This is a genomic window from Taibaiella helva (assembly GCF_003545695.1).
GTDB classification, from domain to species: Bacteria; Bacteroidota; Bacteroidia; order Chitinophagales; family Chitinophagaceae; genus Taibaiella; species Taibaiella helva.
This window is the reverse complement of sequence record NZ_QUZZ01000004.1, coordinates 347,085-370,555: the sequence shown is the minus strand read 5'-3', so window position 1 is coordinate 370,555 and position 23,471 is coordinate 347,085. Positions and strand designations below refer to the sequence as shown.

Here is a 23,471-nt window from a genome sequence, read left to right as displayed (position 1 = left end):
GAATGATTATGGTCAGAGCTGACTCTCGAAAAGGCTGAAATCGCCTGCTGCGGCGGCTTTCAGCAGCAGGGCCTGCCATACGTTATTATTAGCAATATCCCTGTCCGTCTCGGCCCTGATGAGCACATAGAGCGCCTGTGTCACATCGATAAGATTGGTGAGGCCGTTCTTATACAATACCGATTTCTGCAGGTAAGCATTGGACGCAGCCCTCACCTGCACCGGCACCTCCCTGTAGCTGGCCAGTGCATTCTGTATCTTGGTGTCCGAAAGCTGCAGCTGCGCATTGACCTGCTGTTCGGCCAGCGTATATTCATCTTCCAGTCCTTTGCTGATAAAGCGTTGCGCCTTTACCTGCCTGGCGATGCGCAGCGGTTGTGTAATGTTCCAGGTCACACCAAGGCCAAACAGGTAATTGGTCCGGGTAGGATGAGTGCCATCCCAATAACCCTGGCTGTAGTCGTTCTGATTAGTGGTATATCCTGAGTTGAAGCCGGAACCGCGGGTCTGCAGTACACCCACCAGGCTGAATGCCGGATAATAGAGCGTTTTATAATACCGGGTCTGCTCATCGCTGAGGGCAATGCGGCTCTTATACCATTGCAGCACCGGATGGTTGCTTGTCTCCTGGCTGTCTGCGGGCAGGGCAGGGACACGGGAAACGAAAAAGGTATCCAGGATAAATTCGCGGGGAGCAATACCGATCAGCTGAGCCAATTGGTTGCTTTGCTCCTGTTCAACATCCCGTGCTTTGATCAGCGCGATACGGGCATTGGACAGTTCGGCATTGGCCTGCGCCGAATCGACGCCTGCGATAAGTCCGTTGAGCGCGCGCACGGTAACGACACGTTTAAAAGTATCGGCACGCTCCAGGTTCTTTTGGTAAGAACGTCTCAGCTGTTGCGCGGCCAGCAGGTTCAGGTAAGCGCCGGCCACCCGTACTTCGTGCCTGAACACTTCCTGCTGCCAGTCTTTGGTATCTCTCGCTGCTGTAGCTTCCGCCGTACGGATCTTCTCTTTTGCCCTGCCGAAGGCAAAGAAGTCCCAGTTGATATTGGTCAGGTATAAAGCGCCGAAGGCTGCAGTCCAGCTCTGATGATCCAGCGGGATGCCCGACGAAGAAGCGCTCAGTCCGCCAAAGCCATACAGCGGGCCGTTCTGGCCGTTGATGGTACCGTAGTCCTGCTGGGCGGATAAATTTAGGTTGGGTAGGTATTCGCGTTTGGCCTGGCTTACCTGCTCAAGGGAAGCGGCAGCATAATTGCTTTTGGCCTTCACCGTGCCATAATTTTCAATAGCCATGGCCACGGCTTTTTTTAACGATAAAGTATCCTGGGCAGAGGCGATCTTCGCTGAAAAAAGAAGCAGTGCAATACAATAATTTCTGATCTGCATGGCGTGTGTCTTGTTTTACATAGAAACCGGGAGCGTGGTTTCAGATGCAAAGAGACTGCAGCATTTTGAAGCAATTTTGAAGATGGATGCCGGGAACGCAAAGCAATTGTTAAGCCGGCATAGAAATCTGCTGTAAACGGGCAAAACGTTCGGCAGCGCTGACCATCTTACCCTTGCCTTCAAAGCAAACACCGATCATATGCCAGCCATTGCTGTACTCATAGTTGACGGCAAAACGGTTCACTTCACAGATCTGCTTCACAATCGCCAGGCCCAGGCCTATGCTATCGGCGCTTTGATTGCTCTTCTTAAACCGTTGGAACAGCTCTTCCGTAGGGATTTCAGGGGGAAGGCCCGTATTGCTGACCACCAGTCCTTTGGCGCTCAGCTCTACTTCAATATGTCCCCCGGGAATATTGTGCCGGATGGCGTTGCTGAGCAGGTTAGTCATCAGCATTTCGGCAAGCGTGGGATGGATCGTCAGGGGTACATTCTTATCGAGGCTGCGGGTAAGAGTAAGCTGCTTCATTTGTATCCAGTCTTCGAAGGAAGCGATCACCTGCTTGGTCACGGTGCAGAACTTAATATTGGAAGAGGTCTCAAATTCCTGGTTCTCCAGCTTGGTGAGCAGGGTAAGCGAACGGTTGATGCTCGACAGCTTTTCTATCGCATTCTGCACGTCTTCGATCAATGCAGCCTGAGTAGCATCGATATCGGTCTCCGCCATCAGCTCGATCTTGCTGCGGATTACGGCCAGCGGCGTCTGTAATTCGTGTGAGGCATTCTCGCTAAACTCCTTTACCGAGGCATAATCTTCAATAGCTTTGTCCGTCATTTTCTGCAGGAAGCGGTTCAGTTCTTTGAATTCCTGCGTAGAGGTTTCAGGCAGCTTTATCTTTTCCTTCTGCTTCACACGGAAATTATTGATGGTGACCATCGTCTGCCGGAAAGGCGACAACACATAGCGGGATATGATACGGGCGGTAATGATCACACCGAACACCAGCAGCACTACTTTCCAGATAACGGCGGCCATCATTCCCTTAAAGATCTGCTCCGATTTGGTCACGAAGTTGTAGGAAGAAACTTTATAGTACTCCCCATTGATGGTATAGAAAGAATTTACGGTAAGCAGGCATTCTTTCCGGTTCAGCGCATTGTTGAATTCCTGGGTTTCGATAACCTGTACTTTTTGTTCTGGAAGCGCAGTGATCTTAGTGATGGCGATCGGATGGCTTTGTGTATATTCCTGGCTGGCATGTCCTGCCCGCAGCTTATTGGCCACATTGTCGTTCATTTCAGCCAGCCGGATACCTTCTGCTTTATCCAGCTGCCTTTTGATGCTGCGGTAGGAAATGGTCATCGTAACCGGCGTAAGAATCAGTACGATCGCAACAAAAGACCAGGTAAACTTATTGACCAGCTTCATACCTTCGACGAATTAAACTTATAGCCCAGCCCGTAAACCGTTTCGATATAATCGGCGCCGTTGGCAGCACTGATCTTCTTTCTCAGGTTCTTCACGTGCTGATATACGAAATCAAAGTTAGCTAAATTGTCGGTATAGTCGCCCCAGAGATGGGCTGCGATCGACTGCCGCGACAGCACACGGTTCTTGTTTACCAGGAAATACAGGAGCAGGTCAAACTCCTTGCGGGTAATATCCAGGAGCGTGGCATTGATATGGGCTTCCAGCGTATCGGTATTAAGATTGATCTCGTTAAAGCTGATCAGGTTGCTGCCATCCAGCTTTTTCCTGCGATAGATCGCTCTCAGCCGCGCGTGGAGCTCAGGCAGGTGGAAAGGCTTGGTCACATAATCGTCGGCGCCGCCTTCCAAGCCATTTACTTTATCGTCCAGGGCGTTCTTGGCCGAAATAATGAGGATACCGCTGGCGATATGCTCCTGCTGTATCCAGCGCAGCAGCTCCAGGCCATTGCCATCGGGCAGCATAATATCCAGCAGGATGCAATCGTAGCTGAACAGGCTCAGCTTTTCCCGGGCATCTTTAAAGCCATAAGCCACTTCGCATATATATCCCTCACCGGCCAGGTAATCGTGTATGCTGCTGGCCAGCTCCTTATTGTCTTCTACGGCTAATACTTTCATACGGGGCAAAACTATCGGCGAATTCTGTATCAATTTTGAAGTTGGCTACCCCACTTTGTACATACGCGAAGCTGAATTAATATAATCCAGCGGGTCAAAGGCTTTATCGAAGGTCTCTTTCAGGGTATTCAGCCGGCTTTCCAGGTTGGTGATCCTGGCGCCGATCTGGTCGTCGTTACGGTATTTGTCGAAAAGATCGGCATAACGAACAATGTGCTCGCTGATGCGGAAGGTCAGCTGCCCGAAGCGGATCTTCAGCGACTGCACATCCATCATACGGTAATAGATGTCGGCCTTCCAGTCTTTGGGATTGGCGGCTTTGACTGCGGCCACATAATCACCGGCCCGGCGGCGCAGGTCGCTCAGGTACTGGTAACGTTTTTCCGCATCGCTTTCCCGTGAGAATTGCTGATCGAAATCGGCCGTACTGATCTTAACGGCTGCAAGATCGCCGCCGAGCGCCTTCTGGTACACCTGCTGCAGGCTCTGCAGCTCGGCGGTGATCAGCTTCCATTCCTGCTCCACGGCGCCTTTGTCGTAGGCAAACTGGCTTACCTTCATCGTCAGGCTCATCATCTTCTCGCTCTGTTCCCGCAGGGCTTTGTTCTTTTTACCAATAGAGGTGAGGTAGGTAGACATACTGGCAAACAGCACTGAAGATATAGGCCCCACCACGGGCACATATTGGGTGGTCGCTCCCGAAAACAACAGCAGGTTGCTGCTCATGGCTAGTGTCGATTCCTGGTTCTTGTTCTTTTTGACATAATCATGAAAGCCGGTAAACCAGTCGCGGAAACCCGCATAGTTCATGGGATTAGCCGCTTCGTTCAATTGGTTGTAGAATTCATGGGTTGTATTGAACAGCACCAGGGGCTTGATCTCCCGCTCCATCGAGGCCAGGTTTACCACAGCCGATTGGAAATTGGCCTGGTAAATGTTCAGCTCATTCTCCTCGACCGCTTTTTGTTTGTCTTCCAGCGCCTGCACGCGTTGGAACAGCTTATCGGCCTTTTCCTTGGCGTCTTTGCTTTCGTTAATAGATTGATCCAGGGCACTTACACGGGCGTCCAGCTTATTGATATTGGCATCCAGCACCTTGCTGCGCTCGTCGAGGTTGGTGCGGATCTCTTCCAGCACCCTTTCCTTCAGCTCCTTGTCGTTACCGGCTTCGCTTTGGGCCCATACGGCATTAGCGCCTGCGAAGGCCAGAAGGCTTGTCAAGATGATTTTCTTCATACGAATGTTGTTCAGGGAACAAGATTGTCGAAAGGCTACGCCTGCTCCCGGTAAAGCACGAAGGTAAAATCTGCATCCCTAAACCGGTAAGGCTTAATGTATAAATAGATTGAATTTAATGTTAATGATCCAATAAAGAAACAGGTAGCAAACGCAAAGAGCTGCTGGTTTTCCCGGCAGCTCCTGCAAATAGATGTTAGATGTTAAATGTATTAGGTATGGACATCCAAGGGCTCTGCAATAGTCGTTTTTACCGAGCCCAGGCTGATGAGCTCGATCATAAGGGTGCGGTTGTTCTACGCCAGGCATGCCAGCCAAAAATGTTATTGCGGTCGATCCGGTTCTCGTGCAACAATACTTGCTTCCGACGGGTAATGGCTACTATAATCCTGTATGCCCGGTGTAGCATGATCTCTTTCCCTCTTTAATGAGCGTTGCTTATCCTGTTGTTTGCTTATCGTTATTTACCGCTCATCTTTCAAAATTTTAGCATTTGTAACGCCCCCAAACAGCTATCTTTGCTGCATAATCGTTGTGGCCGCTGAAGCGTTTTCTTAAAATATTACGGAATACTTTATTGACTTTGACTGGTATTATCCTTATCCTGGTAATCCTGGTCAATTTTACGCCTGTGCAAAACTTTATTGCACAGAAGGCGGTGGGCTACCTGTCGGATAAATTGGGCACTAAAGTAACGCTGAAGCACGTGCGTATCGATCTGCTCAATGCCGCGACGCTGGAAGGGTTGTATATCCAGGACAAACAAGGCGATACCCTGCTGTATGCCGGCGAAGCCCGGCTGCGGATCACCGACTGGTTCTTCCTGAAGGATAAGCCCGTGATCAGCTATGTAGGCCTGAAGCAGGCTTATGCCAACCTGCACCGCGGGCGCAACAGCGATCAATGGAATTACCAGTTTATTATCGACGCTTTTGTTTCCAAAGAAGATAAGTCTTCAAAAAAGAAAAAAGAAGGCAAGCTTAACCTCGATCTCCGGGATGTGGAGCTGCAGCAGGTACGCTTTCATATGGTCGATGAATGGAGCGGCAGCGATATGATCGGCGAGCTGGGCTCTTTTGCCATTCATGCCCGGCAGATCGATTTTACCAAAAAGATCATCGATGTGCGGTCTATAGAAGGCAATAAATTGCTGTTCGGCCTCCGCGACTACAAAGGTGGTCGGCCGCCGGTACCCAAAAGCAAGGCAGTGCCGGCAATCGATACCACTCCTTTTAACCCCGGGCTCTGGAAGCTATCGCTGAGCCGGTTGAAGCTGGCCGACAGCCGGTTCTTCCTGGACGACCCTGATACGAAGGCTGAAGCCGGCTATTTCGATGCGACGCACATGGATGTAAGGGGCCTCGAGCTGGACGCGCAGGACATAGTGATCCGGGGCGATACCCTTACCGCTGAGCTGGCGATGCTGAAAGGCCGTGACCGCAGCGGTCTTGAAATTAAAAAAATGAAGGCACAGGTGACCGTGTCCCCCAATCTTTCGGAGTGTAAGGACCTGGACCTGCAAACAGGCTACAGCCACCTGCAGCATTATTATGCCATGCGCTACGAACGCTTCCCAGATTTTGAGGATTACCTGACCAATGTGGTCATGGTTGCCGACCTGGAACAATCGGAAGTGGGTATACAGGATATCGCTTACTTCGCGCCGGCGATGTCGCGGTACAGCAATCTTTCTGTTGCCATCAGCGGTAAAGGCAATGGTACGGTTGAAAAGCTGAGAGTAAAAGACCTGGCGCTTGACGATGGTTTTACCCGCCTTAAAGGTGAGCTGTATATGAATGGCCTTCCCGATATTGAAAGCACCTTTATCGACTTTCAGCATGCCGAGGTAGTTTCCAATGGCGCTGCTGCCTTCGTATATGTGCCTGAGCTGCGGCGCCAGGAAGCCATCGATCTCTCTGCGCTCAGCAGCTTGAACTTTACTGGAAGCTTCACCGGCTTTATTAACGACTTTGTCGCTTACGGATCGCTGAGGTCCAACCTTGGCAATGCTAAAGCAGATATCAACCTGAAGTTCCCGCATAAGGCACAACCCGTGTACTCGGGCAACCTGGCTACAGAAGCTTTCGACCTGGGGCGCCTGCTGCATGTGGGCTTTATAGGCAAAACCAGCCTGGATGCCGCGGTGAAAGGCAAAGGATTCGATGCGGCTACCGCTTCTGTCGATATCAAAGGCACGATAAAAGCGGCTGAGCTTAACGGCTATAATTACCAGAACATAACCGTAGACGGTACCCTGGCGGCTAAGAAGTTTGATGGTAAGCTTACCGCAAAAGATCCTAACCTTGCCATGGATTTTGATGGCAAGATCGATTTTTCCGGAGAACGCCCGCTGTTCCAGGTGGAAGCCAATATCGCTCATGTCAATGCGACGGCATTAAAGCTGACGCAGGACAGCATCATCGCGGAAGGCCGGATGCGCCTGAATTTCAGCGGTAGCAATATCGACAACTTCGTCGGCGATGCTTCGATCTATCATATCAATATCCTGCGCGACAGCACACGCCTCAATATCGACTCTTTGCAGCTGGTCTCGCACGAAAGCGAAGACGGAACCAAGACGCTCACGCTGGCAACCAACGACCTGAATGCGGTGGTCAGCGGCCGCTTTTCCCTGCTCGACCTGCCGGGATCGGCAAAGATGTTCCTCTCTTATTATCTGCCGCAATATGTTACCCGGCCCCAAAAAGTAAATGAACACCAGGATATCCGGTTTGATATTACGGCCAGCAATACTGATGATATCCTTTCCCTGTTCAGCCCTTCGATAAGGGTAGGGGCGGGGCTGCATCTTACAGGCTCTATGAACATGGCCAACCAGGAGCTCTTGTTCAAAGGGATCGTTCCTTATTTTACTTATGGCAATTTCCGGTTCAATAACATCCAGATCGACAGCCGCGGCAACTACTCTGGATTCAGCCTGCAAGCCATGGCCAACGGTATTAAAGCGGGCGCAACGGATATAGCCTCCTCCGTTCAGCTGCAGACCAATGTTTTCCAGGACTCGGCCCGCTTTCAGGTGCTGACGACTACGCCTACCAGTATCGGCAGCGCGGCGCTCAACGGCATTGCTTATGCCAATAACGACAGTTTTTCCGTTCACATACTGCCCTCTGAATTTTACCTGAACCAAGCGCGCTGGGAAATCGCGGAAGGCAACCGGATCGTGCTGGCTAAAGATTATCTGTCCCTTACCAACCTGCGCATTCAGTCGGGCCTGCAGAAAATACTGATCAATACCGATGGCAAAGACCGCCCCGGTGATGCGGAAGTACATATCGAGAATTTCGACGTCAATCCTTTAAATACGCTTCTGGGTGTGGAAGATGTCAACCTCGATGGCCGCATCAATGGACGGGTAACGGTGGCCTCCCTGCTGAAAGATCAGAAGATCGACTTTGACCTGTCGGCCAACGATCTACGGATCAATACCGATACCCTTGGCGAAGCCAGGGCGGTAGGTACCTACGATGTCAGCAAATCGCTGATCTCGCTCGGCAGGGAAAGCGGTCTCAGCTACAAGGATTCCAGGGCGAGCCTTACGGGTACCTACAGCTTCGATCCCAGGTCGACGGAAAACATCGATGGAGAGATCAACCTGGAAAAAGCCAATGTCAACTGGGCGCAGCCTTTCCTGGTCGGTTATGTGCACAATCTTACAGGTAGCATCAGCGGCTCGATATCGGTAAAAGGTGCTGCATCAGACCCGGTAACGACCGGTTCGATCCGCATGGAGCAGGTCGGCTTTGTGCCCGATATCACTGGCGTGCACTACACGATAGAAGATGCAACGATAGGTGTAAGCGACACACGGTTTGATTTTGGTTCCGTAACCGTAACCGATGACGACGGCCGGGAAGGCGTGCTGGGCGGGAGCATACAGCACGACAGGCTGAGCAAAATGAACTTCAGGCTGAACCTGCGCAGCGATAACATCAAAGTTGTAGACCTCAAGGACTACCAGAATCCCAATTTTTATGGCGATGTAAAAGCCTCTGTACAGCTCCGTTTATCGGGGCCTGCCAATAATCTCAATCTCAATATATTTGCCACACCACAGAAAAACTCGCACCTCTACATTCCCATCGGCTATGGCAGTGATGTAAGCGAATACGAATATATCCGTTTCAGGCAATACGGTGAGGTGAAGGAGGTAAAGGAGGTGAGCAAGAACAAGCTCAACATCCGTATCGATGCCATTGCGACACCCGACCTGGAAGCGACGATCATCCTGGATCCGAATACCGGCGACCAGATATGGGCTAAAGGCAGCGGCAACATCATCCTGGAAATACCTTCATCGGGGGAGATGAAGATGAATGGCAACTATATTATCGACGAAGGCAAATACAACTTTTCCTTTAAGCAGCTGCAGGTGCTGAACTACAAAAGACAGTTCACTATTAACTCCAACAGTGTGATCAAATGGAACGGCGATATTGCCGACGCCGATCTTGATGTAACAGCTTATGCCCAGATCAAGGCCCGTCTGTACGATCTGATCATAAACGAAGTCGACCGGGTAGGCTTATCCCAGTCAGAGATCAGGGATGCCCAGATCATGCAGATGGTGAATGTGCAGATGAATATGCGTGGCTCGCTGAAGGAGCCGGAGTTCGGCTTTAAGCTTGAGCTGGCCGAAAACCGCTCTGTAGGTACTTATGCTTACCAGAAGCTGCAGCGTATTAATTCGGACGACAAAGAGCTGCTGAACCAGGTGGCCTCCCTCCTGTTGCTGGAGCAGTTTGTGCCGCCTGAGGGCATCAGCAATTCCAATGCTGTTGCCAGTGGCACCATCAATAATATGAGCGAGCTGATCTCTTCGGCGGCATCCTCGCAGATCACCAATTTTGCCAATAAGATATTGGGCATGGAAGACCTGTATATCGGCCTTAGGTATAAAAACTATAACCTGGCCGATAACAGCCAGCCGCTTAATGGCATCAGCTACCTCAACCGGAATGAAGCCGGTGTAAACCTGCGTAAGAACTTTTTCAACAATCGCCTCATTGTCGAGGTAGGTGGTGTGTACGACTGGGGCCGGAATAATGCCCAGAGTGATTTTACAACTAATTTCGCGGGCGATTTCCGTGTGCAGTACCTGTTGTCGGAAGATGGCAGGGTGCGCTTCAACGTATTCCGCACCAGCAATTACGATGCGCTTTTCTCCCAGATGATCGGCCGCCAGGGTGTAGGCCTCAGCTATCGTAAATCGTTTAATGGCTTGCTCGACCTTTTCCGGAGCGAAGAGAAAATGCGTAAGGAAAGGGAAGAAAAGCTAAAGCAGCAACGGCAGCAAACGCTGCGCCAGGAAAACAAGATCATAGATACTTCGGGTCAGTCCTTTACCCAGACTAGCCGCCGTCAGGCATCGCGCTAATCCGGAAATTTCCTATGTATATCTTTTTTTCTAATGCGCAATTTTTTTATAGTATCGCCGTTATTTTTCCTATTATTGCCTCAGTATACACCCAAACCACCTGTACAGAATGAGATACTTGACCCTTCTCCTTCTAGCTGCCCTATTCCTGGTGCCAGGAATAGCTGGCGCACAAACGGCTTTTTCGCTAAAGGAGAGTCTGAATGATCAGGCTAAAGAAGAACGGTTTACCATTACCGGCTCCTTAAGGGACACCATCAATCTGACAACCACCGGCTATACCTCTGTTTCGCTTATCGGCTCCCGCGATTCTGTGCTGCGAGCTTTCGTCAGGGCAGATGAACAGGGCGACTTCAGCATTGCGGTCCCCGATACCGGTAAGTATCTGCTGCTGATCTCGCACCCTTCCTTTGCTATTTTCATTGACGAGGTCGTCGTGGACAAGCCGCGTACTCAATTGGGCACTATTGTGCTGACCTCCAAAAAGCAGATGCTGGAGGAAGTAGTGATCACCGATGCACGGGCCATCGTGATTAAAGGCGATACAATCGAATACGCAGCCGACAGCTTTAAAGTGCGCGCTTACGATAATGTGGATGAGCTGCTGAAAAAGCTGCCGGGGATAGAGGTCGGCCGCAATGGTAAGATAAAGGCCTATGGTAAGGAAGTACAGAAAATGACCGTGGACGGTGAAGAATTTTTCAGTGATGACCCAGCTGTCGTGGCGCAGACATTAAGAGCCAGTGCGGTGGATAAAGTGCAGGTGTTTGATAAGAAGAGCGACCAGGCTGCTTTTACGGGCGTAGATGATGGCGAGCTGACCAAGACCATCAACCTCAAATTGAAAGAAGAGGCCAAACAAGGATATTTCGGTAAGATCGGCGCCGGGGGGGGATTGCCTTCCTATTGGGAAAACCAGGCAATGATCAATGCCTTCAAAAAAAAGCGGAAGCTTTCGGCCTATGCCCTGATGTCGAATACCAATACTAACGGCCTGGATTGGGAAGATCGTAGCCGCTATTCGGGTTCCGGCGGCTCTTTCAGCATGGATGACGATGGCAACTACAACTTCGATGATATGAGTTTCGGCGGATCATGGGATGGACAGTTCGGCGGGCAGGGCCTGCCGAAAACCTGGACAGGCGGCGCGCATTACAGCAACAAATGGATGGGCGATACGCTAAGCTTCAGTTCTAGCTACAACTACAGCAAGAACGCAATGGAAGGGCTGAATAATTCGCGTACCCAGTATATACTTCCCGATACACAATACACCAATACCAACAACAGCACCAGTACCAGCATCGGCCAGCAGCACAACCTTAATGTTGTGACAGAGTTCCTTCCCGATACTGCTTCGTCGATCAAGCTCACCCTTGGCGGGCACTACAATACAAATGATGGCACGACAACCACGACAAGCGCTGCTGTAGACGGTGGAGGCAACCTGATGAACGATATGAACACCCTGCAGCAAAACCGCAGTGAAAATAAATCGTTCAATGCAAGTGTCTTTTACCGCAGGCGCTTCCGTAAAAAAGGCCGCTCAATTTCTGTTTCCCTGAACGGTACCTGGACCGATAACGAAAGCAATGGGTTGCTGAACTCGCATTACAATCTCTATGCCATCGACAGCGCCTATTCGATCAATCAGCGGAAAGCCGGTAACAACAAGACCTTATCGGGAAGTGGTAAAGTGTCGTACACCGAACCGCTTTCGAAGGTAGCTAACCTGGAGATCAACTACGGGTTGAGCATTAACAACAATGACGCCGATAACCGCTCCTATGACCGGTTGGGCGCCGGCGGGGAAACGGACCTGTTCAACCCCCTGTTCAGCAGTCACTATATCTTTAATGCTACGCAGCAGCAAGGAGGAGCTAACCTGCGTTTGAAATTCAAAACCCTCAACCTTGCTTTTGGCGGCAATATATCCGATACCCGCTTCCGCCAGGAGGATAAGCTGAATGATACAACCTATTCTTATTCCTATGTCAACTTTTTCCCAAGGGCCAGCCTGGTGTTCAACCAATCGCAAACCACCAGCTTCAGCCTGAGGTACAATGGCAGCACCCGGCAGCCAACAATGAATCAGCTGCAACCGCTGCGTAACAATACCGACCCCCTGAATGTGGCTGTGGGCAATCCCGATCTGAAGCAGGAATTCCGGCATAACCTGAATTTCAGCTTCAGCAACTATAAAGTGCTTTCCGAACAAAGCCTGTATGTCTTTGGCAGCTTATCCCTGGTGCAGAATGCTATCAGCCAGCAGCAAAATGTAGACGAAAGCGGCCGGCGAACTTATCAGTATGTCAACGTCAACGGCAATTATAACACCTGGCTTTACCTGGGCTACGGACGGAAAATAATCGAGAACCTGAGCGCCCGTTTAGGTATTGACGGTAACTATTCACATGCCAACAATTTTGTGAACGGTTTCAGCAATACCAACAACCAGGTCTCGGCAAGTCCCAATCTCAACCTGAGATACGATAAGGATACTACCCTGGACATCAGCTATTCTTTCCGGCCGACCTATAACCTGAACCGGTCGTCCATACGTACCGATGTGAAAACGCAATACTGGTCTTTTGAGCAGCAGCTCGAGGGTAGCATCAACCTGCCGTTGGACTTCAGATTGGGTACCTCCATTGATTGGAACATCCGTCAGCGCCTGGATCAGCAGGATAAGAACAATAATGTATTCCGGTGGAATGCTTATATCAGCAAGTCCTTCCTGAAAAATCGTTCGCTTGTGGCGAAGTTATACGCATATGATCTGCTGGATCAGAATGTCGGCTACACCCGTACCAACAATGCTGACTATATTGCTGAAAGCACCTATAATACCATCCGCAGATACTTTCTCTTCAGCCTTACCTGGAATTTCACCCAAACCGGTGGTAAAGTACCGGATGCGGAGGGCATCATGATCGGAGAATAACAATAACAATGACAACTACACCCAGTAAACGAATATTACACATGAAAAAAGCAGTCCTTTTCCTGGCGTTTTGCGCAGCTGCCTTTTCTGTAAAGGCGCAGTTTGTTTCCGCCGGGAAGATCGATTACGAACGGAAGGTAAGCCTGAAGCGGCAGCTGCAAACCGAGGACGACAATGAATGGGTAAAATCCATGATCAACAAAGTCGCGCAATTCACCATTTCCGATTTTACGATGACCTTTAATAAGGATGCATCCGAATACGAGTTCGTGAAAGAGCAGGAGGTGAAGGGGATGACCTTTTCCTGGGGGCCGCAGCCGGGCAGGGAGAATAAGGTGTATGCAGACTTTAAAAACCGTACCCTGCGCAGCCAGAAGCAGGTGTACGAGAACGATTACCTGGTTGAAGAACCACTTCCTGCATTCCGGTGGAAAATAGAGAGCGATATGCGTATGATTGCCGGCTATCCTTGTCGCAAAGCCGTAACGCTGATCTGTGACAGCGTAGTCGTGGTCGCTTTCTATACCGACCAGATCATGGTGAGCGGAGGCCCTGAAGGTTTTAACGGACTGCCCGGCATGATTCTGGGGCTGGCCGTACCGCGCCTGTATACTACCTGGTTTGCTACCAATGTGTCGCTGGACGCAGCAGATGTAAAGCCCTTTACGCCGGCAAAGAAGAGCAAGAAAACGACCACATCCGAAATGCTGCAGACAGTGCAGAAGTCGACGAAAGACTGGGGAAAATACGGGTCTAACCTGGTATGGTGGCTGTCGCTATAGCGTTAAAGAAAAAGAGGCTGTCCCAAAAATTGTAGCTCAGGCCTGTCACATGGAGCTAAGTCAAATGGGACAGGCTTGAGACCTTTGAGAACAGCCTCTTTTATTTTTAACGGGCCAGGCTCAGGTCATCATCAGCTGCGCAGCCGGCAGCGGTGCAGATCACGATGCCGCAGGTATCCATCAGGCAGCCGCAGCCGGTGCCGGAGAGGGGAGGGCAGGCCTTGCCGCTGATACCACCTTCAATAGCCCGCTGGGCTTGCTGGTTCAGCGTCGTGATCAGGTCCTTGTTCAGGAGCAGTTTCTTTGAGATGTGCAGGGTTTTCTTTTTCATAATGCATCGTTTTTAAGTGCAGGGCAAAAGTAGAAACCTGTACTGCAGCAATCATGCAGTGCCCTGTAATTGGGGCATTTTCCCCTTCCTGCAACAGGATAATTCCAGCTATCCGGCGGTTTTATTGCATAGCCTGCTGGCAAAACTTTAGGGAACAGGCAGACGGAAACACTGATTTCTGCGTTAAATTCGCAAGTCCGGCAGCCATCCGGCGAAATATATGCGATTTACACTTCTCTTAATAACACTGTGCTTTTTTTTCTTTATAACCTCTTCTGCCCAGGACTACGATCTGCAGACCGTACAAAAGGACCGTTCCGCACAGGGATTTAAAGGCGCTGTAATGCAGGTAACCGAACGGCAATGGGTTCCCGCTGCAGGCGCAATGCCGTCTTCTGCGCAGGCTCCCGACAGCAGCTACAGCCTGGAGCATAGCATTACATGGGTATTCGACTCTTCGGGCCGTGCATTATCGGTGCAGCGTCGCGATCCGGACGAACGCAGGCGGAAAGCCCTTACCGATACAGGCGCCGTTTTTTATTATAACAAAGGAAAGTTGGTCGCGCTAAGCACCAGTAAAGAAAATAAGCGGGCAGATTCCGTATCCTATCGCTACCTGCGGAACGGTTTGCCGGATCAATGCCTGGTATTTGACAGCAAAGATGCATTGCGGTATAAGATCACTTATGCCTACAGGAACGGACAGGTATCCATGCTGCGCCGGAAAGACAAAGATAATATGGTGATCGCGATGATCCGTTACCAGTACAACAGCAGCGGGCATCTCGTGGAGAGCAGGCATTTCGATCAGCAGCTTCGCCTGACGGAAATCCGCCGCTACAGTGTACGGCAGGACAGCAAAGGAGAGCAGGGGAGCTATTCGGTAACCGGCGCAGACGGGAAAATGAAAGGCGGTGCTTCCTGGGTAAAAGATGCAGCAGGCAGGACGCTGGAGGAAAACCAGGTGAACGGCGATCGGGAAGTAACGGAATTTCGAAATTATACCTACGGTGTTGAGGCTGATCCTGTGAGTGAAAAGACCTTCAACGCTTTCGTGGAAAACGATATCACCTATCGTTATACTTATGATGAGCAACAAAACTGGATACGGAAAGAAGCCTATAATGATGTCGGGCTGCTCAGGTCGGTGACGCTGAGAACAATCCGCTATGGGCATTAAAAACGTTTGTAGTCCTCGATGGATATCGTGGCTGAAACGCCTTCGTATTCCCGTTCGTCGTTGGACGCAACGATTACCAGGCGGTCTTTTCCATAAGTCTGAAGCCACTGCTGGTACATGTCCACCCCTTTTGTATCAAGGTTGCTGCAGGGCTCATCGAGCAGCAGCACCGGGCTGTCGCTGAAGAAAGCCTGCGCCAGCTTTACCCGCTGTTTCATGCCGGAGGAATATTCGTGCAGCTGTTTGTGCGCTGCCGCCTGCAGGTCCATATGTTCAATCACTGCACTGACGCTGAAAGAGGGTAGCAGACGCTTAAAGGTAAAGTGGAAATGCAGGAACTCCGTAAGATCCATTTCTTCAACCAGGTCCATGCCCGGCGCGCAATAGCTGACCGAGGTATATATCTTTTCCGGCGCCAGGGCCTGCCCGTTAACGGTGTAGCTGATCTGTCCTTTGCTGGCATGCTGCATGCCGCCGATAATCCGCAGCAAGGTAGATTTGCCCGAGCCATTGGCGCCCAGCAGAGCATATTGCCGGCCCGGCTCAAAGTCGTAGTTCACACCTTTGAATACCCAGTGGCTCTGGTACCGTTTGCTTATCTGGTTAAGCGAGATCGTCATTGTTGTTCCGGCGGGTATAGCCGCGCATAATGCCCCGGCCCGATTCCCGGATAAAAGAAAGGATTTCGTCACGTTCGTCCGAAACGGGGATTTCGGCCTCGATAATACGCATCGCCTTGGCTACATTATAGCCGCGCACGTAGAGGATACGGAAGATGTCGAGAATTTCATTTACTTTCTCGATGCTGTAGCCGCGTCGTTTCAGGCCTACTGAATTGACGCCGACATAAGAAAGCGGCTCGCGTGCCGCTTTTACATAAGGCGGCACATCTTTACGTACCAGCGAGCCGCCGGTAACATAAGCATGAGAGCCGATGCGTACAAATTGCTGTACTGCAACCAGTCCCGCCAGGGTTACATAATCGCCGATCACGATATGGCCTGCCAGTGTAGTGTCGTTGGAAAAAATACAGTTGTTGCCTACGATACAATCGTGCGCGATATGCGAATAGGCCATGATGAGACAATTGTTGCCGATCCTGGTCACTTCCTTATCGCTGGTGCCCCGGTTAATGGTCACGCACTCGCGTATGGTGCAATTGTCGCCAATGATCACTTTTGTATGTTCACCCTTGTATTTCAGATCCTGGGGAATGGCGGCGACAACAGCGCCGGGAAATATCCTGCAGTTTTTGCCGATACGGGCGCCTTCCATAATGGTGACATGTGAGGCGATGTAAGAACCCTCGCCTATTTCCACATCTTTATGGATTACCGCGAAGGCGTCGATCTGTACATTATCCGCTATTTTAGCTTCAGGATGAACGTAGGTTAATGGATGAATCATTGGCTATTCTTAGATGCTTATATTAGCGTTCCGGATTAAAGCTGTGTCGCTGATAAGGTCAGGTTTTTTTTGTAGGACAACAGAAATGCCGGATACCCTCTTTTTTATTTTTGTTTAGGCAGTATCTGGGCAACCAGCTCTGCTTCTGTGGCTACCTTGTTCCCTACATAAGCCGTTCCTCTCATCTCACAAATACCCCGGCGGATGGGGTTGATCAGCTCCAGCTTGAGGATCAGCGTATCGCCGGGCACTACTCTCTGCTTGAACCGCACCTTGTCGATCTTAAGAAAATAAGTGTCGTAGTTCTGCGGATCGGAATAATTATTGAGCGCCAGCAGGCCGCCTACCTGGGCCATGGCCTCGATTTGCAGCACGCCGGGCATTACCGGGTTGCCGGGAAAATGCCCCTGAAAAAAATGCTCGTTAAAGGTCACATTCTTGATACCTACCACTTCATTGTCCGACATGTCGATGATCTTATCGACCAGCAGGAAGGGATATTTATGGGGCAGCGACTTTTCGATATGCACGATATCGTACACCGGCGGGCGGTTCGGATCGTATGTCGGTATGTCGGAAAGATGCTTGTTTTTCTTGATGTATTGCTTCAGCTTGCGGGCAAACTCCACGTTGGTGGCATGGCCCGGGCGGTTGGCAATAATATGGGCCTTGATGTTGTAGCCGGTAAGGGCGAGGTCGCCCACGATATCCAGCAGCTTGTGCCGGGCCGGTTCGTTGGGATGATGCAGCTGAAGGTTGTTGAGGATGCCTTCGCTTTTCACTTCGACCTTGGGCTGGTTAAACACTTTGGCCAGCTTGTCCAGCTCAGCGTCGCTCACGACCTTGTCCACCACTACGATGGCATTGTTCAGCTGTCCGCCTTTGATCAGGTTGTTTTCCAGCAGGAATTCCAGCTCGTGGAGGAAACAGAAGGTGCGGCTTTTGGATATCTCTTTCTTAAAATCACCGATCTGCCTCAGGGTCGCATGCTGTGTACCCAGCACCGGCGAGTTAAAGTCGATCATGGTGGTGATCTGGTATTCGTTGGCCGGGATGGCCAGCATATCTACATTTTTTACAGGGTCGTAAAAATGAATATTCTGATCAATGGCGTAATAAATTTTCTTGGCATCCTGCTCTTGTATCCCGATGTGTTCGATCGCCTCGATAAACTCGCGGGCGCTGCCATCCATAATGGGCACTTCGGGCGCATTCAGTTCCAGCAGCACATTATCCACGCTTATACCTACCAGGGCCGCCAGCACATGCTCTATTGTGTTAACCCTGGCCCCGTTGTGTTCCAGGGTGGTACCTCTTGAAGTATCTACCACATAATCTACATCCGCTTTTACAATAGGTTGATCCGGCAGGTCCACCCGCTGAAAACGGATACCATACCCGGGATTGGCCGGTTTCATGGTCAGCGTCACTTCTTTACCGGTATGCAGTCCAACGCCGCTGATCGACACTTCTCCCTTCAAGGTCTGTTGGTATTCTTTCATCATTACCTTTTGTTCGGATTTCGTTTTTTCGGTTTTACCCTTGGCAGTTATCTCCATCACATTGAATAATTTGGCAGTAGGCACCGCTTCCAGCCGGTATAGCTGCGCCTTACCTGCTGGTCATTGGTATAGCCCCCGGCTATTATGGGCGGCAAAGATAACCCAAATGCTAATATTATTAAAGTATTAACCTTCTTTAACCAAACCGGCATCGAGGCGATCCTCCAGTTGCTGGATCCTTTGTACCCAATCGGGCAAATTTCTGAAAATTGCCTGACTTTTCAAGCAACTTTTATAGTCGAAGGCGGGGGTGCCGTTCACGGCCGTGCCTGGCTGCGTAATGGATTTGGAAAGGCCGCTTTGTGCGTTAATACGCGTGTTGTCAGCAATTTGTATATGTCCTACAATGCCCACCTGTCCGCCGATCATGCATTGGCGACCGATCCTGGTGCTGCCCGAGATACCGGTTTGCGCAGCGATCACCGTATGCTCGCCGATTTCCACATTGTGGGCGACCTGGATCAGGTTATCGAGCTTCACACCGCGACGGATGAGGGTAGAGCCCATGGTAGCGCGGTCGATGGTGGTATTGGCGCCGATCTCCACCTGGTCTTCGATCTCGACATTGCCCAGCTGAGGTACCTTTTTGTACGTGCCGTCGGCCTGCGGAGCGAAGCCGAAGCCATCGGCGCCGATCACCGTGCCGGCATGTATGATCACCTGCCGGCCCAGGCGACATTGATGATAGATCTTGACTCCGGCATGGATCACCGTATCGTCGCCAATGGTAACCCCGTCGCCGATATAGGCGCCCGGATAGACCTTCACGCGGTCGCCCAGGGTTACTTTGTTCCCGATGTAGGCGAAAGCGCCTACATATACATCGGCGCCCAGCCGTGCCGATTCGCTGATGAAAGAAGGTTGCTCTATGCCTTTCTTAGCCGTACCGGCAGTCAGGAACTCGTTGTATTTTTCCAGCAGAACGGCAAAGGCTGCGTAGGCATCGGGTACGCGCAGCAGCGTAGCCGTCACGGGCTTCTCCAGCTGCAGCGCATCGTTAACGATAACGATGGACGCTTTTGTTTCGTATAAATAAGGTTCGTACTTAGGATTGGCAACGAAGCTGAGCGCTCCCTGCCTGCCCTCCTCTATTTTGGCAATATCGGAAATGGAAACGTTGGCATCGCCCTCGACCTTTGCTCCGATCAGTGCGGCAATCTGTGCAGCGGTAAATTGCATGTGTGTTGTTTGTTATAGGGTAATTCCTTTTTTTACTTGTATGGCGGAGCCCTCTGCCAGGAATACGGACAGCGGTTGCTCCTCTTTTAAAAAGTCAAATTTAGCGCCGTAGAGCTCCCCGAAATTCACCTCGATAAGGTGATCTTTGGTATCGTACACCTGCCAGCGCGGATGGGCGACTTCATACTCTGCTGTTTTGTGTGCTGCCAGGCGGGTATAGCCCCAGTAATGCTCGGCAATGAATTCTTCTTCGCTGCCGGCGGCAATATCGCGGGGGGTATTGCCCGTAACCACCTGCAGGCGATGGCGCAGGCCCTTGCCCCATTGGTAAGCTACGGTCCATTGTGTTTCGTTGTGCAGCCAGGTATGGCTCATAGGCAGGGTCACATAAGGCTCGCCGTATACCGCCCGGGCCACGAAGCTTAATGCGCGGCGCGGCACGATCTCCTTTAAAAAAACAACGCCTCTTTTCCAGCTCTCCCCCTGTTGCCGCCTTACATAAAAGCGTAGGTTCACTTCTTCAAAATCGACATGAAACGGTATCTTCCATCCGCGCACCCTTGTATCCTGGAACATAAAGCCGACCAGGCTGAGATAGCAGGTGCCCTGGTACCGGTCCAGCGCTGTGCCGTAAGGCAGGTGCGGGGCGAGCAGCGCCGGATCGACCGCGTAATTGGCCATGATCAGCTTGCGCCACGCGGCATCGAGAAAGGTCGTGGTCATATCCGGGGTATACAGGTTAGGTTCAAAGCGTGCTTTCCGGTGGAACACTGCAAATATAGAATTTCTCTACGGGTACCGTAAGGTCGGAGCCGATAAGGGCATTGTCGACCTGCGAAATATTGACCACATCGCCTTTTTTCATCAGGATGTTGATCCGCTCGTCGTTCTGGTTGTAGGTGCTGTTGCTGGTACTGCCTTCAAATAAATAAAACGGCAATTCGTTCTTGTTTATTTTTCCCGAAGCCGCAACATGCTGCTGCATCTGCAGGAACTCTTCTGTAAGCGGCTGGGTGCTCAGCTTTACCTTATAGAGCCGGCGGTCCAGCATCATGGTGCACAGACGGGACAGCACCGGATCGGGATGGGCTGCCCATACTTTAATGGAGGCTGCAATATCGGCATCATCAAGCAGGCAGAATTTGTCGAGCACCGAGGGATCGGCCGCAAAATCGCTGCCGGTTATTTTTTCATACAGGAAAAAATGCAGGGCAGGCGTGGCGAACAGCTGCGTGCCGGATTGTGCCAGCTGCCTGGCCCGCCGCAGAATATTAATGATGAGCTGCTCGGCACCCAGCACCGTCTTGTGCAGGTACACCTGCCAGTACATAAGCCGGCGGGCGATAATGAATTTTTCTACCGAATGAATACCTTTTTCCTCTACGACCAGGTTGCCGTCCTTTACCGTAAGCATCTGCAGGATGCGGTCGTAGCCGATCACACCCTCCGAAACACCTGTATAGAAGCTGTCGCGGTTGAGGTAATCCATGCGGTCCATATCCAGCTGGCTCGATACCAGCTGGTGAAGGAAGGTTTTGGGATGGGTATTTTCAAAAATGGATATGGCTTCAGTGAGCAGGCCGTCGAAACGCTCATTCAGCCGCTGCATGATCATTTTGGATATGCCCTCGTGCGATATGCCATGAACGATGGTATGCTCGAGGCCGTGGGAGAAAGGACCGTGCCCGATATCGTGCATCAGTATGGCCAGCCGTGCTGCGATACATTCCTCCCTGCTGATATCGATCCCTTTGCTGTTCAGCTCGGCAAGCGCAATATTCATCAGGTGTGCAGCGCCCAGCGAGTGATGAAAGCGGGTATGCACCGCACCGGGATAAACCAGGTGTGCCATGCCCATCTGCTTGATCCGGCGCAGCCGCTGGAACCAGGGATGCTCGATTACCTGCATCAGTTCTTTTTCGGGAAACCGGATAAAGCCATATACCGGGTCATTGATGATTTTGCCACGCATAGGCTGCAAAAGTAACAGAGATGTTTTACATCGCGGTAAATTATAAGCGGCCTCTTTGAAATGCAGAAATGAAATATATAAAGGGGAAAATGAAGAATAAGCGGTCCTTCCTGAAAAAGCAGCACAGTGACCGGCGCAGATACCGCATTTTTACCGGATTCTGTATTTAACTGCCAAACTAAAACATCAACTATGCTGAAATCGTTAAAGACCCTGGCGCTGGGAGGCGCCCTGCTCACCGCTAATGCTACCTGGACACAGGCACAACCGGCATTTTCCGCTCCTGCAGCTCAGGAGTTTACCTATGGAAGCCCTTCTGTCATCAGGCCCATGAATGTATCTAACTATTCCATTCAGCTGAGTGGCCTTGATGTCTACCTTTCCGGCTGGGGACTGCCGCTCAATGGCGTACCCAGCGAATTTATATGGCAGTATACTGCTATCGGGAACCCTACTGCGATCGCAGGTCAGGGTTCCTTTGCCTACACCGGTATCGCCGATCTCGGAACCGGCATCATTTATAATTCTACTACCGGCCGGTTTAACTACCTGGTGGTGTACTACAAGCTCGGTGTGGGACACTTCCTGGATATATACGAAGTGCCGGTGCCCATTGTCCCCACAGCGGCTCCCGTACTGATCTCAAGCGTTCAATTGTCCAATTCGACCAACTATGGCCGTATCCGCATGGACAGCTACAGCCAGTATGCTGCGGCTATCGTATGGGAATATCCCGGCGTCGGTATACAGACCCAGGCCTGCCACAACGGTACCTGGGGTAATGTGCTTACGCTGAGCGGTACCGCAAATGCGACCGGACCCGATATCGCGCTGCTTCCCAGGAATGGTACCGTGTATGTAAATTATGCCTATTACGATGCCGGTGCCGGTACCATTACCGAATCCACTATCGACCGGAATGTGCTGCTGTCCAGTACCGGCACGGTAAGCCCGTTGGTCGAAGATGTCTATTCGGCCGGAACCATAGCCTCTCATATCGTGCTGGATTGCCCGGACTATAACAACAATACGCCGAACTGGGCCTATACCTTCACCGATGGTCAGAAAGTGATGGTACGGTACCGCGATTATGCCACTTCGTTCTCCGCCAATACCGTTTGTGTCAACGATGGTGCGACCTTCGGTAACCAGTCTACTATGCCCTGGTACGAAGCTTATTCCCCCTCCCTGCACTACGGCTCCGGTTCTTTCGGCGGTTCTACGGGCCAGATCACGGTAGCCTGGTATGCCTCCGATAACATGGCTACTCATGGCTATATCGCTATGGAAATGTCGGCGGACGGAACGACTTTGCTCAGCGCACCCGATTATATGGCTTTGCCCAATGCTTTTACGCCCAATAAATATCCCTTCTTTAACATCTGGTATCGCAATACCACCGGCATTGCCCTGAGCAAGACCAGCGATTTCAATTTTTCGCCGGGCTTCCTGTACGCTTCCTATTTCGATTATAACAATGTCACCGGCAATTATCAGCTGCACCATGCCTTCCATCAATGGAACAATCCTGTATTCAAAGGCGGTGCCCCGGCTGCGGGAATTGAAAAAAGCATTGCTGCTGCCAGCATTGCGACCTATCCCAATCCTTTCCGCGATGATATGACCGCTACGGTGACGCTTCCCGGCAGCGGTGCGCTGGACCTGCAGCTGTTTGATATGACCGGCCACAAGGTATGGCAATACCAGGCAACGCTGGATAAAGGTACGCACCAGGTGAAGGTTGGCGAAGTGAGCAGCCTGGCTCCCGGTATCTACCTGCTGAACAGCTCGTTCAACAACAAAAAGATCGGGGCGCAAATGGTTACGAAACAATAAGGGCTCATATAAGTGCCGGGTATGTAGATCGCTCGCATGCAAGTATCTGCTCACCCGCGGCCGCCGCCGGAATTTCCGGCGGCGTTTGTATTGTATACCACCAGAGCCATTTAAGCCGGAATAAGGCTGCAGTATTCCCG

The 23,471-nt window shown here is 51.1% G+C and carries 16 protein-coding genes; 5 read left to right on the top strand and 11 right to left on the bottom strand.

What is annotated here, in order from left to right:
• Positions 1-12: 12 nt before the first annotated feature.
• The 4 genes from DZC79_RS09460 to DZC79_RS09445 all read right to left on the bottom strand — a co-directional run bounded on the left by DZC79_RS09460 (position 13) and on the right by DZC79_RS09445 (position 4,740).
• Positions 13-1,395 (bottom strand): TolC family protein, encoded by a 1,383-nt coding sequence (locus DZC79_RS09460; RefSeq protein WP_118951309.1) that lies wholly within the window; start codon positions 1,393-1,395, stop codon positions 13-15.
• A 109-nt stretch (positions 1,396-1,504) separates the two neighbouring features.
• Positions 1,505-2,824 carry a sensor histidine kinase gene (locus DZC79_RS09455; protein WP_118951308.1) on the bottom strand — a complete coding sequence of 440 codons (1,320 nt, stop codon included), beginning with the start codon at positions 2,822-2,824 and terminating at the stop codon, positions 1,505-1,507.
• Positions 2,821-3,504 (bottom strand): response regulator transcription factor, encoded by a 684-nt coding sequence (locus tag DZC79_RS09450; protein WP_118951307.1) that lies wholly within the window; start codon positions 3,502-3,504, stop codon positions 2,821-2,823. Before DZC79_RS09450 ends, DZC79_RS09455 begins: the two co-directional genes overlap by 4 nt.
• 45 nt (positions 3,505-3,549) lie before the next feature.
• Positions 3,550-4,740, bottom strand: coding sequence for an SNF7 family protein (locus tag DZC79_RS09445; RefSeq protein ID WP_118951306.1), 1,191 nt, complete (start codon positions 4,738-4,740; stop codon positions 3,550-3,552).
• Positions 4,741-5,323: 583 nt separating this feature from the next.
• On the opposite strand from DZC79_RS09445, the gene DZC79_RS09440 reads away from it, so the two are divergent.
• The 3 genes from DZC79_RS09440 to DZC79_RS09430 all read left to right on the top strand — a co-directional run bounded on the left by DZC79_RS09440 (position 5,324) and on the right by DZC79_RS09430 (position 13,864).
• Positions 5,324-10,138, top strand: a complete 4,815-nt coding sequence (locus DZC79_RS09440) for a translocation/assembly module TamB domain-containing protein (protein WP_118951305.1) — start codon at positions 5,324-5,326, stop codon at positions 10,136-10,138.
• A gap of 109 nt (positions 10,139-10,247) precedes the next feature.
• Positions 10,248-13,082 carry an outer membrane beta-barrel family protein gene (locus DZC79_RS09435; protein WP_118951304.1) on the top strand — a complete coding sequence of 945 codons (2,835 nt, stop codon included), beginning with the start codon at positions 10,248-10,250 and terminating at the stop codon, positions 13,080-13,082.
• Positions 13,083-13,123: 41 nt separating this feature from the next.
• Entirely contained in the window at positions 13,124-13,864 is a 741-nt protein-coding gene (locus DZC79_RS09430; protein ID WP_157977033.1) for a GLPGLI family protein, read from the top strand.
• Between the two features lie 106 nt (positions 13,865-13,970).
• Here the strand turns inward: DZC79_RS09430 and DZC79_RS09425 are convergent, their stop codons facing one another.
• Positions 13,971-14,195, bottom strand: a complete 225-nt coding sequence (locus tag DZC79_RS09425; protein ID WP_118951302.1) for a class I lanthipeptide — start codon at positions 14,193-14,195, stop codon at positions 13,971-13,973.
• A 220-nt stretch (positions 14,196-14,415) separates the two neighbouring features.
• On the opposite strand from DZC79_RS09425, the gene DZC79_RS09420 reads away from it, so the two are divergent.
• On the top strand, positions 14,416-15,375 hold the full coding sequence (locus tag DZC79_RS09420) for a hypothetical protein (protein WP_118951301.1): 960 nt from the start codon (positions 14,416-14,418) through the stop codon (positions 15,373-15,375).
• On the opposite strand, the gene DZC79_RS09415 is transcribed toward DZC79_RS09420, so the two are convergent.
• From DZC79_RS09415 to DZC79_RS09390, 6 genes are all read right to left on the bottom strand, one after another.
• Entirely contained in the window at positions 15,372-15,995 is a 624-nt protein-coding gene (locus DZC79_RS09415; RefSeq protein WP_118951300.1) for an ABC transporter ATP-binding protein, read from the bottom strand. The genes DZC79_RS09420 and DZC79_RS09415 overlap by 4 nt on opposite strands.
• Positions 15,979-16,782 (bottom strand): acyl-ACP--UDP-N-acetylglucosamine O-acyltransferase, encoded by an 804-nt coding sequence (gene lpxA / locus DZC79_RS09410; protein ID WP_118951299.1) that lies wholly within the window; start codon positions 16,780-16,782, stop codon positions 15,979-15,981. The genes DZC79_RS09415 and lpxA overlap by 17 nt, the downstream gene beginning before the upstream one ends.
• Before the next feature lie 104 nt (positions 16,783-16,886).
• Positions 16,887-18,284 carry a bifunctional UDP-3-O-[3-hydroxymyristoyl] N-acetylglucosamine deacetylase/3-hydroxyacyl-ACP dehydratase gene (locus tag DZC79_RS09405; RefSeq protein WP_118951501.1) on the bottom strand — a complete coding sequence of 466 codons (1,398 nt, stop codon included), beginning with the start codon at positions 18,282-18,284 and terminating at the stop codon, positions 16,887-16,889.
• A gap of 186 nt (positions 18,285-18,470) precedes the next feature.
• Entirely contained in the window at positions 18,471-19,523 is a 1,053-nt protein-coding gene (lpxD, locus tag DZC79_RS09400; protein ID WP_118951298.1) for a UDP-3-O-(3-hydroxymyristoyl)glucosamine N-acyltransferase, read from the bottom strand.
• Positions 19,524-19,535: 12 nt separating this feature from the next.
• Complete coding sequence (locus DZC79_RS09395) at positions 19,536-20,246, bottom strand: YqjF family protein (RefSeq protein ID WP_118951500.1); 711 nt, start codon at positions 20,244-20,246, stop codon at positions 19,536-19,538.
• A gap of 22 nt (positions 20,247-20,268) precedes the next feature.
• Positions 20,269-21,495 (bottom strand): HD domain-containing protein, encoded by a 1,227-nt coding sequence (locus DZC79_RS09390; protein ID WP_118951297.1) that lies wholly within the window; start codon positions 21,493-21,495, stop codon positions 20,269-20,271.
• A gap of 192 nt (positions 21,496-21,687) precedes the next feature.
• On the opposite strand from DZC79_RS09390, the gene DZC79_RS09385 reads away from it, so the two are divergent.
• Positions 21,688-23,331, top strand: coding sequence for a T9SS type A sorting domain-containing protein (locus DZC79_RS09385; protein WP_118951296.1), 1,644 nt, complete (start codon positions 21,688-21,690; stop codon positions 23,329-23,331).
• Positions 23,332-23,471 lie beyond the last annotated feature (140 nt).